This window comes from Gammaproteobacteria bacterium (assembly GCA_034522055.1).
Lineage (GTDB): Bacteria > Pseudomonadota > Gammaproteobacteria > JAABTG01 > JAABTG01 > JAABTG01.
This window is the reverse complement of record JAXHLS010000002.1, coordinates 2,851,983-2,866,350: the sequence shown is the minus strand read 5'-3', so window position 1 is coordinate 2,866,350 and position 14,368 is coordinate 2,851,983. Positions and strand designations below refer to the sequence as shown.

Below are 14,368 nucleotides of genomic sequence, written 5' to 3'. Positions count from 1 at the left end.
CCTCGTGAACCCATCTGAACCATAGGGAGACAAAGCAACATGCAAGACGCCAGAGCAACCATCGAAGAGGCCTTCGAGAACCGCGCGGACATTACCCCCCGCTCCGCCAGCACCCTGGTCAAGGAGGCGGTGGATGACGTCCTCGGGAAGCTCGACCGTGGCGAGCTGCGGGTGGCCGAAAAGGTGGATGGTCAATGGACCGTTCACCAATGGCTGAAGAAGGCGGTGCTGTTGTCCTTTCGGCTGAGCGACAACGAATTCATGAAGGGCGGTTTCACCAACTACTTCGACAAGGTGCCGTCCAAGTACGCCGACTTCAATTCCAAGGACTTCCGCGACACCGGTGTGCGCGTGGTGCCACCGGCTTCGGCCCGTCGCGGCGCCTACATCGGCGAGGGCGTGGTATTGATGCCCTGCTACGTGAATATCGGAGCCTACGTGGACAGCGGTACCATGGTGGATACCTGGGCCACCGTGGGATCCTGCGCCCAGATCGGCAGGAACGTACACCTGTCGGGTGGCGTGGGGATCGGAGGCGTGCTCGAACCGCTGCAGGCGAACCCCACCATCATCGAGGACAACTGTTTCATCGGTGCGCGCTCGGAGATCGTGGAGGGCGTCATCGTGGGTGAGGGGGCGGTGATCTCCATGGGCGTATACATCGGCCAGAGCACCAAGATCTACAACCGCGAAACCGGCGATGTCACCTTCGGCGAGGTACCACCGGGGGCGGTGGTGGTGCCGGGCAACCTGCCTTCCAGCGACGGCCGTTACAGCCTTTACTGCGCCGTCATCATCAAGCAGGTGGACGAGAAGACCCGCAGCAAGGTGGGCATCAACGAGCTGCTGCGGAATATCTGAGGAATCGCCGCGCCCCCGGACGGCCTCCCTGGACATAAAAAACGCGGGCCGCGGCCCGCGTTTTTCATGCGGCGCGGAGGCCGCTACTTTTCCGCCATTTCCTTCAGGCCCTTCAACGGCATGACCTTCACGCTGGTGCGGGCGGGCTTCGCGGCAATCATGATCTCTTCGCCGGTAAAGGGGTTACGCCCCTTGCGCGCCTTGGTGGCCTTCTTCTTTACCGTACGGATCTTGAACAGCCCCGGCAACGTGAATTGGCCTGCGCTGCGTTTTTTGACATGACGCTCGATGAGGGTGTTGAGTTCACCCAGGACGGCGCCGACGTCCTGCTTGGAAAGACCCGTGCTCTCCGCCAGCGCCGTCACCAATTGCGCCTTGGACATGGGATCACGAAGGGCCGTGGTCGGGGATGCGGTCTTCGCCGTCGCCTTCTTGACCGGAGCCGTCTTGCGAACCGCGGCCTTCTTGGCAACCAGACCGCCGGTGGCAGACTTCTGGGGTGCGACCTTCTTCACGCTTGCCTTTTTCACGGCGGCCTTCTTGGTGGCTGCCTTTTTCACCGCCGGGCCGGCAGCGGCATTCTTCTTCGTGGCACTCTTTCGAGCGGCCTTCTTGGGTGCGACTCGCGCCATGACTTCCCTCACTTGCGAATGTTCTGGTTGTACGATGGGTGTAGGTAACATCAAAGAACGTAATGTTCTTATTTCATGAACAAGCGTAGCCACAAAGTGGCTGACACTCAATACCTTATGATAAAAAAATCATAAACTCGTTTGATAAATGCGTTTAAGTTGCCAACCCGGTGATGAAAGATTCATCCGCGACCCTGCCCCCGGCCTTACATTATTCCCATGACGACGGAGCATCACGTGACGACCCTTTATGGCATCAAGAACTGTGACAGCGTGAGAAAGGCGAGGAAATGGCTGGACGCCAATCACGTTCCTTACACCTTTCATGATTACCGCGAACAGGGCCTGACAGCGGCATTGCTCGCGGACTGGTGTGCCAAGGTGGGATGGCAGAAGCTGCTCAACAAACGCAGCCGTGCATGGCAGGACACCGATGTACCAAAGGACGATGACCTCGACGAACATACCGCCGCGGTGCTGATGTTAAGAAACCCCACCCTGGTCAAACGCCCGCTGCTCAGCCACGGCGATGAGATTCAGGTGGGATTCAATGAAAAGGACTACCGTCGCCTGCTGGGTCTGCAGACACCAGGCGCGTGACAGGTGTTATTCAGCCGGACCTTCATGCAGGTATCGGGCGCCGGTCACGGCAGCCAGGTAAGTAGTGCCTGCACGAGAAACTCAAAAGAGTTTATTGATCAACGGCATAAGCTAATAATCGCGACGCGAAGAATGCGACGGTTCCGTTTGCTGGATTGCAAGATAAATCTGTAACGCATTGATCTGCATTGATATAATGGCGGCGTAACCGGTGAGGGCCGGACGGTACAGGCGCACAAGGCCCTTGAGAGACGCAATCTTCGCCAGGATGAAATTCGTATGCGCAAGGTGATCGAGCCGCAAATGCAGATCGGCGAGCAGGACATCGGCGCGATTTGGCTCGATCCCAAATCGCGCGATGACATCCCGCAGCTCCTGCGGGGACTGCAGCACATCTACACCACGCCCGCGTTGCGCGAGCGGGTTTTCGCGATCCTTGAAGAGGTGCGCCCGGTACGTGATAGCGAGGCAGAAAATGTCCTGGTGGCCCCTAACGCCGGTCGGCCGGGGATGTCGCAGTGGAAGATCCTGGTGCTTGGCGTACTGCGCCTGGGGCTCAGTGCCGACTACGACAGGGTCCGGGAACTGGCCAACGAGCACAACACGATCCGCCAGTTCCTCGGGCACGGCGACTGGACCGACACCTATCTCTACCCGATGCAGACGCTACGGGATAATCTGCGCCTGTTCACCCCGGAGCTCCTGGACCGGATCAATCAAGAGGTGGTGCGTGCGGGGCACAAGGCGCTAAAAAAAACCTAGAAGAAGGGCTCGTCGGGCGCTGTGACTCGTTCGTGGTGGAGACCGATGTGCATTTCCCCACCGACATCAACTTGCTGCTCGACGCCATCCGTAAGGTCATCGATTTGAGCACCGAACTGGCCGAACTCCACGCGCTGCCCGGTTGGCGTCAGCATGCCCACCATCAGCGCCAGTTTAAGCGCCAGTACCGAATCGTCCAGCGGCTCAAACACTCCACCTCCAAGGACGAAGACAAGCGTCAAGCCAAACTGCAGGATATCGCCGAGGCCCACGGCACCTACCTGGAACTGGCCGAGGACCACCTGACCCGTGCCGAGCAGATCCGCCAGAAAGTGCCGGCCTCCTGTGCGCTGAGCGAGGGGCTGCTGCGCGAGCTTGATGAATTCATGACCCACGCCAATCGGCAGATCGATCAGATCCGCCGCCGCGTGCTCCAGGGCGAGCGCATCCCCCACAATGAGAAGGTCTTCTCGTTGTTCGAGCCCCACACCGAGTGGATCAGCAAGGGCAAGGCCGGGGTGCCGGTGGAGTTGGGGTTGCGGGTGTGCGTGATGGAGGACAGCGACCGTTTCATCCTGCACCACCAGGTGATGCAGATGTGCACCGATGATCAGGTGGCCGTGCCGATGGTTGAGGAGACGAAGGAGCGATTTGCGCCACTGCGCGCTGTTAGCATGGACAAGGGCTTCCACAGTCCAGCCAACCAGGCGGCCTTGGCTGAGCGTCTGGAGCGGGTGGTCCTGCCGAAGAAGGGTCGTCTCTCTCAGGCCGACAAGGTGCGCGAGAGTGATGAGGAATTTCTGCGCCTGCGCCATCGCCATTCGGCGGTGGAGTCGGCCATCAATGCCCTGGAGGTTCATGGTCTGGACAAGTGTCCGGACCACGGCATCGAGGGCTTCAAGCGCTATGTGGCGCTGGCCGTGCTCGCACGCAACATTCACCGCCTTGGCGCGCTGCTGCGTCAGCAAGAACAAGAGCGGGAGCGGCGAAGGCGCGGCCCCTACCGAAAGGCTGCCTGAGCAGCGCTCCGAAGCCGATACCGCGCCACGCGGACAGGAGAGGAGCGTCTGCACATCACCATCAATGCGAAGCATTCGCATTGGATGACGCCACGCATCTCAAAACAGTCGCCAAGGTGGAACACCGGCCATCAGTACCTGAGTGTCACGCTGGGAATTTGCCGGGAAATACGGGTTTTCGTGCAGGCACTAAGTACATCACATAGTCTTCCAAGTGCCGTCACTCTGCCTGCATGCCGTACCCGTGACGGTCTCCTTGCGACCGTCGATCCAGGCATCCATGGAATAATCCCGACACGGCCCGCTGGCGGTATCGTAAGTGCGCTCGGGCGTCATCTTATAGGCTGTATTGTGATCCGGGTTCTCCCAGGCCACGGTGCGGCCGGTAGGCGCGGTTTCCAGGGTCTGTTGGGTACGCCGGCGATCACTCTCATCCATGGAGCGTCCCACACTGCCGCCGATGAGAGCGCCGGCGATGGCACCGGCCACCATGGCCACATCACGCCCCGAGCCTCCGCCCACCTGGGAACCCAGCACGCCACCGAGGACGCCGCCCACGACCGTTCCGGTGTTCTCATTGCGAGTCTGGCATCCGCTCACCAGCACCAGGCTCGCGATCATCGACATTGCTAGTATTCGTTTCATGGCATGAACCCTTGGGGTTGCCGCCGTCCCGGGGACGACGATGGTATGTATGGAAAGTGAGAAGGCAGTAGCGCCGCGGCCTGCAAACCCACACCCCGCAATTCGCCCGCCGTTCGACCTATAGTAAGACGCACGAGGATACTTCAAAACTGGACAATGGGACCGCCCTCGCGTTCCCCTTATTGCGCCAGGAACCCATGAGAGATTAACCGATGGGCAAGTTCATCACCCGAACACTGATCACAATACTCGTGCTGCTGATCATGGCCGGCGCATTCGTCGCCACGATCCCCCTATGGGCGGACATGGATCAGGTCAAGGGCTATGCATCCGACGCCGTCCTCGATGCCACCGGCAAGGAACTGGTGCTGGGGGGCAGGCTCTCCTTCAGCCTGTTCCCCTGGCTCGGCATGGAGGCGTGGGACGTCAGCCTGCGGGACCCCGCGTCAGGAACCCTGTTGGCGCATACCGGCCGGGCACTCGTCAAGATCCGCCTTCTCGCCCTGCTTCGCCAGCGCATCGAGGCAGACACCGTGTCCCTCGATGACCTCACGGTCTCCATCGTGCGCTTCGCCGACGGCACCACCAACTGGGATCTCCCGGCGACGGCTGACGGGGCATCGATAGGCGGCCCATCGCTGTTCTCCTACACCCTCGCGGGCATCGACATCGATGATGCCACCCTTAGCATCGATGATCGCATGACGGACCGACAAATCACCTTGAGCGACACGCGGATCGCCACGGGTGTCATAACGGCATCTTCCCCCATCCGTTTAAGCCTCTCGGCCACGGCCGCCGGTATCCCAACCATGGACAGGGCGGACCTCGACTTCGACGCGAGGATCCATCCCGGCGCTCCGGAACTGCGGATCGATGTGGACGCGCTCGGGGTCGCGCTGCACCAGACGGATCCCCAGGGCGTGCCGGCAGTGCTGCGAGCCCAGGCCAGCGGCACCCTGGTCTGGAATCAGGATACCCGGGCGCTGCGCCTGCAGGATCAGAGCCTCGCGGTGACGGGACGCGCACCGGCCCTGGGCCTGAACCGCATCGATGCAGGGTTCGACCTGCGAGAGGGGCGCTATTTTCCAGACGCCAAGGCTACGGCGGAGCGCGTGGAATTGACGGGCCAGGGTTCTTTTGGCTCGCCACCCGTCAACACCGAGTTTCGGCTGTGGGGCGAGGTGACCGCAGCACCGGCCGCGGCGCAGTTCGCCCTGCGGGATGGCGGCATCGCATTGCGCCGCCTCGCGGTGGAATCGCTGCGCATCGTGGACGCGGAATTGTCTTTGGAAGGCGACCTCGATTTCGATGCCACGAATCGACAGGCGCGCCTCGCCATACGCGCCACGACGGCCACCATGGATACCCGCGGTCCCACTGCCACGACGACGTTCACCATGGGAGAAGGCACCCTGCAGGCGAACCTGCACAGTGGCGAGATGGTCCTCGACGTGCCCGAGGTCGCGGTGTCCACTACCGCGCCCACCCTTGGCCTGAAGCGTATGGAGGCGATCCTCGGTGGCCCCATCCATGGCGGGCCGGCCGCCCTGAGGGTGCCCCGGATCCAGGCCGACTTGGCATTCGCGGCCACCCCGGGTATCCCCGTGACCCTCGACGGCACCCTCGCCCTGCGAGGCGCGCTGGAACTCGCAGGGCAACGACTGCGCCTGGAAGGACTCGTGTCCTCTTTCGACCTCTTGGAAACGACCCGCAAACTCGAGGCCACCGGCAGCCTGGCCTGCGACGTGGACATCGGCCTCGCTGGACCGCGGGTCACCCTCTCCGGGCTCAGCGCCCGGGCCGATGTCGATGCCCCTCCCCTGTCCGAGGCCGTGGCCGTCGCCCTCACCGGAGACCTCCAGGCCGACATGGCGGCCCAGACCTTGAACGCGGAAGGGCTCGCCATGCAGGCCCTCGGCATGGAGGCGAAGTTTTCGGTGCGCGGCGAACACATCCGCGAGGGTGCCACATGGAGCGGCGCCCTGGTCACCAACCCCTTCGACCCCCATGCGCTGTTGCCCGCGCTGGGCCTGACCCTGCCATTCCTCGCGGATCCCACGGCCATGAAGTCCCTGAGCATCCAGGGCGCCTTCAGCGCCACCCCCACATCCGCGGGCGTCGACACCCTGGATATCCGGCTCGATGACAGCCGCATCCGCGGCGCCCTCGACGTGACCTATGGGGCCCCCACCCGCGCCGACTTCAGGCTGGATATCGACCATCTAGACGTGGACCGCTACATGCCGAGGATCCCAGGCCAGGACGGGGAAACGGCATCGGCCATGGAGGCGGGCGCGGCCGCGCTGCCCCTGCTGCCCCGGGACGTGGCCATCACCGGAGACCTCGCCATTGGCGAACTCAAGGTCCAGGGCATACGCACCACCCGCGTCGAGGCCGCACTCGAACTGGCACGGGGCGTACTGCGCATCGCGCCCGTGTCCGCCCGCATGTACGGCGGCGAGGTGACCCAGCGCATCGTGCTCGATACCTCCGGCAAGATCCCGCGGGCGGGCTTCGCCATGGACGCCCGCACCATCGACGTGGGCAAGCTGCTCGTGGACCTCCAGGGCGAGGCACGGATCACCGGGACCGGCGCGGTGGCAGTGGAACTGGAGTCGACGGGTGTGGACGAGGTGGAAATGACGGCCAGCCTCAACGGCCAGGGTGGCTTCGATCTGCGCGACGGCGCGATCAAGGGTGTCAATATCGCCCGCCTCCTGCGCCAAGCCGAGGCCGCAGTCAGGGGCAAGGCCTTACCCGCCGGTGGATCCCTGGAAACAGATTTCACCACCCTTGCCGGCAGCTTCAGCATCACCAATGGCCGCCTGCGCAACGACGACCTCAGCGGCAAGTCCCCTCTGCTCCGGGTCCATGGCCGGGGCACCGCCAACCTGGTGACACGACGCCTCGACTACCGCTTGGACACCTCCCTGGTGGACACCGCCGAGGGCCAGGGTGGCAGGGAGGTGGGCGAACTCAGGGATGTCACCATCCCCATCACCTTCTCAGGCACCTTCGCCGAACCCACCTATTCCCTCGACCCGGGTCGCCTGCTTAAGGAACGCGCCAGGCAGGCGGTAAAGCGCAAGCTGGAAAAGCAACTGCAACGCAAGGCGGGTGACCGACTGGAGGATCAGCTCAAGGACCGTCTGCTGGAGGGCCTGTTGGGGAAATAGCCGCCGCACGGCGCGGGCAGTAACAACGGGCTCGTCAGTCGTCTGCCGCCACGATGGCCAGGGCCACCTCCATGGCGTCGCGATTCGCCGCCACGTCGTGTACCCGAAAGAGCTTCACGCCGGCCAGGACCCCCATCACCGTGGTGGCCGCGGTGGCGATGATCCGCTCATCCGCGCGATTGCGCCCGGTGACCTTGCCGAGGAAGGACTTGCGGCTGGTACCCAGCAGCACCGGATAGGGCGCCCTCACCAGATCCCGGAGGCGGGCGATGAGACGCGCGTTGTGCTCCACCTTCTTGCCGAAGCCGATCCCGGGATCGAGGATGATGCGCTGCCGTGCCACTCCGACCGCCTCGGCGGCGGCCGCTCGTTCCAGCAGGAAGGCCCGGACCTCGGCCACCACGTCACCGTAGCTGGGGGCCTGCTGCATGGTGGCCGGATCGCCCTGCATATGCATCAGCACCAGGGGCACTTCGGCTGCGGCGACCACCTCGAACAAGGCGGGATCATCCCGCCCCGCCGCCACGTCGTTGACCATGTCCGCACCGGCCTCGATGGCCCGGGTCGCCACCTCGGCGCGGGTGGTATCGATACTGATGGAACACGTGGCGGGCAGCTCCCGACGCAGCCGGGCGATGATGCCCTCCACTCGACGGATCTGCTCCGCCGCAGCCACCCGCTCCGCACCCGGCCGCGTGGATTCCCCCCCCACATCGATGATGTCCGCCCCCTCCGCCGCCATCCTGAGGCCCTGCTCCACCGCTACCGCCTCACTGGTGAAACGGCCACCATCGGAGAAGCTGTCCGGTGTGACATTGAGGACCCCCATGATGAGGGGGGAACTGAATCCCGCGGCAATGGCGTCTTCGATCAACATGGTCCCGTGGCTGGTATCGGTAAGCCACTATTGTGACTGAGTCCCGTGACTGCCGGCAAAGACCAGCCACGTGCCCGGCATGGGTGCTCACGTCCCAGACCTCGCGAGCAACGTGTCCGCGACAACCGCGGGCCGGCGGGGCCGTGCCCGCCGTCATATCGAAGACGGACGCCCCTTCAGCATTGCTCCCAGGGCAGGCCCGCGTGACGCCAGCCCCCCTGAGTGCTGCGGTGATGGTTCTCGTCCAGCTCTCCCTCGAAGCCCTCATCCACGTGGTAGACGTCTGGCAACCCCGCCTCCCTCAACACCTTGCCGGCCTCCAGGGAGCGCTTGCCACTGCGGCAGATCAGAATGATTGGCACACAGCCCTCACCGGCCGTGCACGCGCCCCCCCCCAGCAGCACCTTGCGCACCTCGGCCGCAAAGTGGGGATTCACCACCCATTCCGGCTCGTCGATCCAGGGCACATGGACCGCACCCGTGGGGTGACCGACGAACAGGTATTCCATGGTGGACCGGATATCGATGAGGACCGCGCTGGGGTCCTGCTGAATGATGCCCCACGCCTGCTTGGGGCTGAGGGGCTTGATATCGTGCTCGCTCATGACGTCGCGTCGCCTCGGGTTATAGGGCTATGGTTGCACAACCGGCAGCGGGCGGAAGGGCAACGGCTCGAAGTCCACGATGGCCGCCTGCTGCTCGGGTGTGAACAGGGACTCCACCAGGGGCAACAACTCCTCATCCTCCGCCCGGGTGTGCTCCCGCAACAAGCGGGCAAACTCGGCCAGCTCCCTGCACGGGTCGGCGAGACCGATACCAGCCGCCAGGGTACGCAGCTCGCCATGTTCCCGACCCAGCCGGATACACAGGGGCATATGCTTCGCGTGTTCCCGCACCAGCACCGAAATGATGCGCTGCTCCTCATGCTGCAGGTGCCGCTCCATCTCCTCCTCGTTGTATCGCTTTACCAGCGCCACGCCCTCGGCCACCGCGGCCTCATCACCCTCCCTGGCGATGGCCTCGAGCCTGTCCGCAAACGCGAGGCCCTCGCTATGCTCACGCCGCAGTTGTTCGAGGGGATCGGTGGCTGTCGGGGACATAGGTTGGATCTCCATCATTTAACGTGAAAGTCCAGAAGCACGAACTCCCCCTCTCCCTCTGGGACAAATCCGTCGGGAACGGATTTGAACGCGCCTCGGCGCGGCCCGGAGCACGAAGGGCAAGATGCCCGGAGTACAGGGATGGGGTGAGGGAACGAACATGGCGATACGCGCTCCTCTGTCATCATCTTGGGCGGCGCGTATCGCCATGAGAGTTAACCAGCGCCTACGTTAATCAATTCCGCCGCCAAACGCCACGCGACCGGCGGCGAAGCGAAATCCCAACCCTGATCTATCAGCATCCGGGAAACATGACCGGTCTCGGTGTTCTCAGTCATTTTAATATCTTACGAAGGCGCCATGGCCAGATCGCGTCCAAGAACTGCAATGGTGCAAAGGCCTGCAGCCTGAGGTTTAATGTCGGGATGAATCCCGACCTACATCCGTGCCCCGGGAACCGGCGGTGGCGGCGCACCTTTAGGTCGTGCTGTAGGTCGGCTGCTCTTGGCAGCCGACGGGACCCCGGCGGGTTGCGGGCGGGATGTCGGTTGCCAGGAGCAACCGACCTACGGGCTGGTGGGTTTCGACCGGGCGGTGGTGCCTGGAATAGCGCCGGATGTCGGGATGAATCCCGACCTGCATCCGTGCCAAAGGAATGGGCGGTGGGGGTGTTGTGTAGGTCGGGCTTCAGCCCGACACCCAACGCTGGCGGATGGCGTGAGCGCAACATTTACCCACAGATTCCGCGGACGAGCCCGACAATAAACCCTGGCGCCGAGTTCAATGCCGGAATACGGGAGCTTCATGGTCAAGCTCCCCGACCACGAGTCGTCTGGCGGCGGTGGCGCTCATCGCGACGGCGCCAAACATTCAGAGAGCAAAATCGATGCCCCGAAAGCAACGCCCCAAGGGCGACCCCATAGAGCACGAAATCGAACTGGCGCTCGATCCAGGAGACTTCATTTCGGATGACGCCTGCTTCTCATTCGTGATTGATCTCGACGATGTCGCCACCAGGATCGATAAGCTGGTCAGCAGTGACCCGGCACGTGCCATCACCTTGTACGAGACCTTCCTCGCCGCGTGCTACCTGAAGATCGAGGAGCTGGACGACTCCAGCGGCAGCTTCGGCCAGTTCGTAACCGATCTTTACTGTGGCTGGATCGCGGCGCGCCAGGCTGATGGAGCCGATGCCGACGAGACCGCCTCGCGCTTACTAACCTGGATGGACCAGGACGACTACGGCTTCTGCTACCAGCTCGAGATGGACGCGGTAAAGGTCTTCAACAAGGCCAACCTCGCCGCCTTCGTGAAGCGGGTCCGCGAACGCTTCGACGCTGCGGCACAGCAGACAGCAAAGAAGGATGACAAGCCCGGGGAACGACCCGACTACCTCCGCCACCATTGGAGCGAGGTCCTGCGCACACTCTATGCGGCCCAGAAGGACGTCGCGGCCTACGTAGCTCTCGCCGAGGAGACCGGCCTCACGGTGGAGGATTGCCATACCATCGCCAAGTTGCTCATGTCCAAGCGCAAACCCGAGGAGGCCCTCTCCTGGGTGGAACGCGGCTTCGAGATCGACAAGCAGACCCCGCAGAGCTCAATGGCCAGCTACGATCTCGCCAAGCTCAAGCGCAAGCTTCTGATCAAGCTCGATCGGGGTGACGAGGCACTCGACGCTGCCTGGTCGGACTATCGCAAGCACCCGAGCACCTACACCTACGACGACCTCATGAAGTACGTGCCCAAAGGCCAGCGCAAGGAGTGGCACGAGAAGGCCATCGCAGCGGCTATGAGTACCGACCTCTATTCGATCATGGAACTGCTCCTCAAGACCAAGGAACTGGACCGGCTCGCCGAACTTGTTCGTAAGAGCAAGGACGATGACCTGGAAAGCCTTAGTCATTACGCCACCGAACCCGTGGCCAGGAAGTTAGAGAAACCCCATCCCGATCTGGCGGCCCGGCTCTGGCAGGCCCAGGGGCTGCGCATCGTCAACGCCAAGAAGAGCAAGTACTACGATGCCGCGCTCTCCAGCTTCGAACGCGCAAAGCGCTGTTTCGAGCGTGCCGGGCTCGAACAAGAATGGAGCAAGACTGTGCGCCAGGTTCGCGCCGACCACCACCGCAAGAGCGGCTTCATGCCAGAGTTTGAACGCCTGGTTGGTGGAATAGGACCGGGCGACGAACCTTCGTTCCTCGAATCCGCCAAGGCGCGCTGGGACGTGAAAAAACGGAGTTCTCGATGAACAAAAGTATTAAGCAGGCCTGCAATATAGGCTCTCACGGAGGCACGGAGAAAGACAGAGTTCCTGGGTCTGAATGGCGGCTTTGGCGAGAGATTTCTGTTCCGCATACCCAACGGAAAGCAATGCGCTTTCGGCTTGATTCTCTGTGCCTCTGTGCCTCCGTGAGAGATAATGGATTTTTTGATCAACAGCGCGGAACGGAGACGCAATGAAACGATATTGCTCCGACGGGAGTATCCCTACGCTCGAGGTCGCGCTCTCCGAGCACATGAACGCCGACGACCTCAAGAGGCTGGCGAAACATACCAACCAGAAGATTCCGACGAGGAAGGCCGACATCGCCGCCGTGATCAAACGGCACCTGGATGGCGAGAGGCTGCAAACCGTCTGGCAGGGCCTCGACGACCTGCAACGCGCGGCAGTGGCCGAGGTGGTCCATTCGAACTCGCCCCATTTCCTCGCCGACCGCTTTACCGCCAAGTACGGCCGCAGCCCCGATTGGGGCGTCGCCGACAGGTATGGCTATCGCCGAACCCCATCTCCCCTGGCGTTCTTTTTCTACGGCGGAGTGATGCCCGACGATCTCAAGGCGCGGCTCAAGGCCTTCGTGCCGAAACCTGAGACGGCCAAGGTCAAGACCTTGTCTGAGGTTCCCGCCGCCTACGACTTGCCCTGGTCCAGGTGGAACTCGGAGACCAGAACGAAGGAAAAAGGCACGGAAGCAGTGCCACTGGCAGTTCACCAGACCGAATATACCGCTCAACGAGAGCTGCTCTCGGTGCTGCGCCTCATCGATTCCGGCAAGGTTACCGTCAGCGATAAGACGCGACGACCCTCTGCCGCGACCATCAAGACCATCACCAATATCCTGGAAGGCGGCGACTATTACCCCGTCGTCCTGGTCACGAGCAAGTGGCACGATGAGAACGCCGGGCCGATCCGCGCCTTCGCCTGGCCACTCATCGTGCAAGCCGGAGGGCTCGCGCAGCTCTCGGGCTCGAAGCTACAGCTCACCAAGGCCGGTCGCAAAGCACTCTCGGAGCCCGCCGCCGAGACCCTGCACAAGCTCTGGTCGAAGTGGTTCGATACGTCGATACTCGACGAGCTATCGCGCATCGAGTGCGTCAAGGGACAGACCGGCAAGGGCAAGCGCGGGCTCACCGCGCCATCGTCCCGCCGAGACGCCATCGCCGATACTCTGGCCGAGTGCCCTGCGGGCTCTTGGATCTCCACCGACGAGTTCCACCGTTTCATGTGCGCCTCGGGCAACGACTTCGTGGTCGCCCGCAACGCATGGGACCTATATGTCTGCGAAAAGCATTACGGATCGCTGGGTCACCAAGGCGGTGAGCAGATTCTCGATAACCGTTACCTTCTCGCATTCCTGCTGGAATACGCGGCGACTTTCGGGGTGATCGATGTCGCGCTCATCCCGCCGGCCGGAGCGCGCGCCGACTACGGTGACCTCTGGGGCACGGACGAACTCGTCTACTTCAGCCGCTACGACGGGCTGATGTACTTCCGCATCACGCCACTCGGTGCCTACTGCCTCGGCACCGAAAGCACCTACCAACCGGCCCCCGTGAAAACAAACCCGGTACTCCGGGTTCTTTCCAACCTCAAAATCGTCGCCGTAGGCGCCAAGCTCGAACAGGGCGACCGCATCGCGCTCGACACCTATGCAACTCGAGTCTCGGATCTCGTCTGGCGATTGGATCAAGCCAAACTGCTTGCCGCGATCGAGGAAGGCCGCCCCATCGACGAGGTCCGGGAGTTCCTCACCGCGCGTAGTCGCGTCGCAATCCCCGATACCGTCGCACGCCTTCTAGACGATGTGGCGGCCCGCAGCACCCAGATCCAGGACCAGGGCCTGGCGCGGCTTGTCGAATGCGCCGATCCGGCCTTGGCGGCGCTCATCGCCGACGACTCGCGAACACGCAAACATTGCATGCTGGCGGGCGAGCGACATCTCGTCGTGCCGGCCTCATCGGAGGCCGCGTTCAAGCGCACTCTGCGCGATGTCGGCTATCTAGTAGCCTCGGGCGGGGTCAAAGTCGCAAAGCCTCGTCGCAAGGCGTCAGCCAGGAAGGCCGCTTCGAGTTCCATTGGAGACTGATCCCACGGGCGCCTATCCGGATGGCCCTCAAGCAGACTGTCGGGCTGAAGCCCGACCTACACAACACCCCACCGCCCATTCCTTTGGCACGGATGTAGGTCGGGATTCATCCCGACATTCAAACCCGCCGCCCTTACCTCGCGCCGGGTCGATACCACCCGCAGGCTGTCGGGCTGAAGCACGAGGTCACCCCCATCGTCAATCGGCTGGAAGAGAATTGCTGTTCCCTTGGCGTTCTTGGCGCCTTAGCGAGGGGACGTTCTTCCGACCCGTCACGCTCCCTGCTCTGAAGCAGGCTAAGCCCTCGGAGCCAAGGATCCCACAGGGTC

The 14,368-nt window shown here is 62.9% G+C and carries 12 protein-coding genes; 6 read left to right on the top strand and 6 right to left on the bottom strand.

Going from position 1 to position 14,368, the window contains the following annotated elements; translation table 11 throughout:
* Nucleotides 1-39 precede the first annotated feature (39 nt).
* Complete coding sequence (gene dapD, locus U5S82_13795; GenBank protein ID MDZ7752702.1) at nt 40-861, top strand: 2,3,4,5-tetrahydropyridine-2,6-dicarboxylate N-succinyltransferase; 822 nt, start codon at nt 40-42, stop codon at nt 859-861.
* A gap of 83 nt (nt 862-944) precedes the next feature.
* Here dapD and U5S82_13790 read toward each other — a convergent pair whose 3' ends face one another.
* Complete coding sequence (locus U5S82_13790) at nt 945-1,493, bottom strand: HU family DNA-binding protein (protein MDZ7752701.1); 549 nt, start codon at nt 1,491-1,493, stop codon at nt 945-947.
* Between the two features lie 237 nt (nt 1,494-1,730).
* Between U5S82_13790 and U5S82_13785 the strand changes: the two genes are divergently transcribed.
* A complete protein-coding gene (locus U5S82_13785) occupies nt 1,731-2,093 on the top strand; it encodes an arsenate reductase (protein ID MDZ7752700.1) in 363 nt (120 codons plus the stop codon).
* Nucleotides 2,094-2,372: 279 nt separating this feature from the next.
* Nucleotides 2,373-3,874 (top strand): ISNCY family transposase gene (locus U5S82_13780; GenBank protein MDZ7752699.1). Its coding sequence is split into 2 segments (ribosomal slippage): nt 2,373-2,853 and nt 2,853-3,874, totalling 1,503 coding nucleotides; the frame shifts between segments, so codons are not numbered across the junction.
* Between the two features lie 198 nt (nt 3,875-4,072).
* On the opposite strand, the gene U5S82_13775 is transcribed toward U5S82_13780, so the two are convergent.
* Nucleotides 4,073-4,501: a glycine zipper 2TM domain-containing protein gene (locus tag U5S82_13775; GenBank protein MDZ7752698.1), complete on the bottom strand. Its 429-nt coding sequence runs from the start codon at nt 4,499-4,501 to the stop codon at nt 4,073-4,075.
* A 230-nt stretch (nt 4,502-4,731) separates the two neighbouring features.
* On the opposite strand from U5S82_13775, the gene U5S82_13770 reads away from it, so the two are divergent.
* Entirely contained in the window at nt 4,732-7,698 is a 2,967-nt protein-coding gene (locus tag U5S82_13770; GenBank protein ID MDZ7752697.1) for an AsmA family protein, read from the top strand.
* A gap of 34 nt (nt 7,699-7,732) precedes the next feature.
* Here the strand turns inward: U5S82_13770 and folP are convergent, their stop codons facing one another.
* The 4 genes from folP to U5S82_13750 all read right to left on the bottom strand — a co-directional run bounded on the left by folP (nt 7,733) and on the right by U5S82_13750 (nt 10,013).
* Complete coding sequence (gene folP / locus U5S82_13765; protein ID MDZ7752696.1) at nt 7,733-8,575, bottom strand: dihydropteroate synthase; 843 nt, start codon at nt 8,573-8,575, stop codon at nt 7,733-7,735.
* A gap of 176 nt (nt 8,576-8,751) precedes the next feature.
* Nucleotides 8,752-9,180, bottom strand: coding sequence for a rhodanese-like domain-containing protein (locus tag U5S82_13760; GenBank protein MDZ7752695.1), 429 nt, complete (start codon nt 9,178-9,180; stop codon nt 8,752-8,754).
* Nucleotides 9,181-9,207: 27 nt separating this feature from the next.
* A complete protein-coding gene (locus tag U5S82_13755; GenBank protein ID MDZ7752694.1) occupies nt 9,208-9,675 on the bottom strand; it encodes a hemerythrin domain-containing protein in 468 nt (155 codons plus the stop codon).
* A gap of 215 nt (nt 9,676-9,890) precedes the next feature.
* Nucleotides 9,891-10,013 carry a hypothetical protein gene (locus U5S82_13750; protein ID MDZ7752693.1) on the bottom strand — a complete coding sequence of 41 codons (123 nt, stop codon included), beginning with the start codon at nt 10,011-10,013 and terminating at the stop codon, nt 9,891-9,893.
* Between the two features lie 503 nt (nt 10,014-10,516).
* Between U5S82_13750 and U5S82_13745 the strand changes: the two genes are divergently transcribed.
* Both U5S82_13745 and U5S82_13740 read left to right on the top strand, forming a co-directional pair.
* The gene (locus tag U5S82_13745; protein MDZ7752692.1) at nt 10,517-11,923 is read left to right on the top strand and encodes a hypothetical protein; all 1,407 of its coding nucleotides are present in this window, start codon (nt 10,517-10,519) and stop codon (nt 11,921-11,923) included.
* A 268-nt stretch (nt 11,924-12,191) separates the two neighbouring features.
* Nucleotides 12,192-14,039 carry a helicase-associated domain-containing protein gene (locus U5S82_13740; protein ID MDZ7752691.1) on the top strand — a complete coding sequence of 616 codons (1,848 nt, stop codon included), beginning with the start codon at nt 12,192-12,194 and terminating at the stop codon, nt 14,037-14,039.
* The last annotated feature ends 329 nt before the right edge of the window (nt 14,040-14,368 follow it).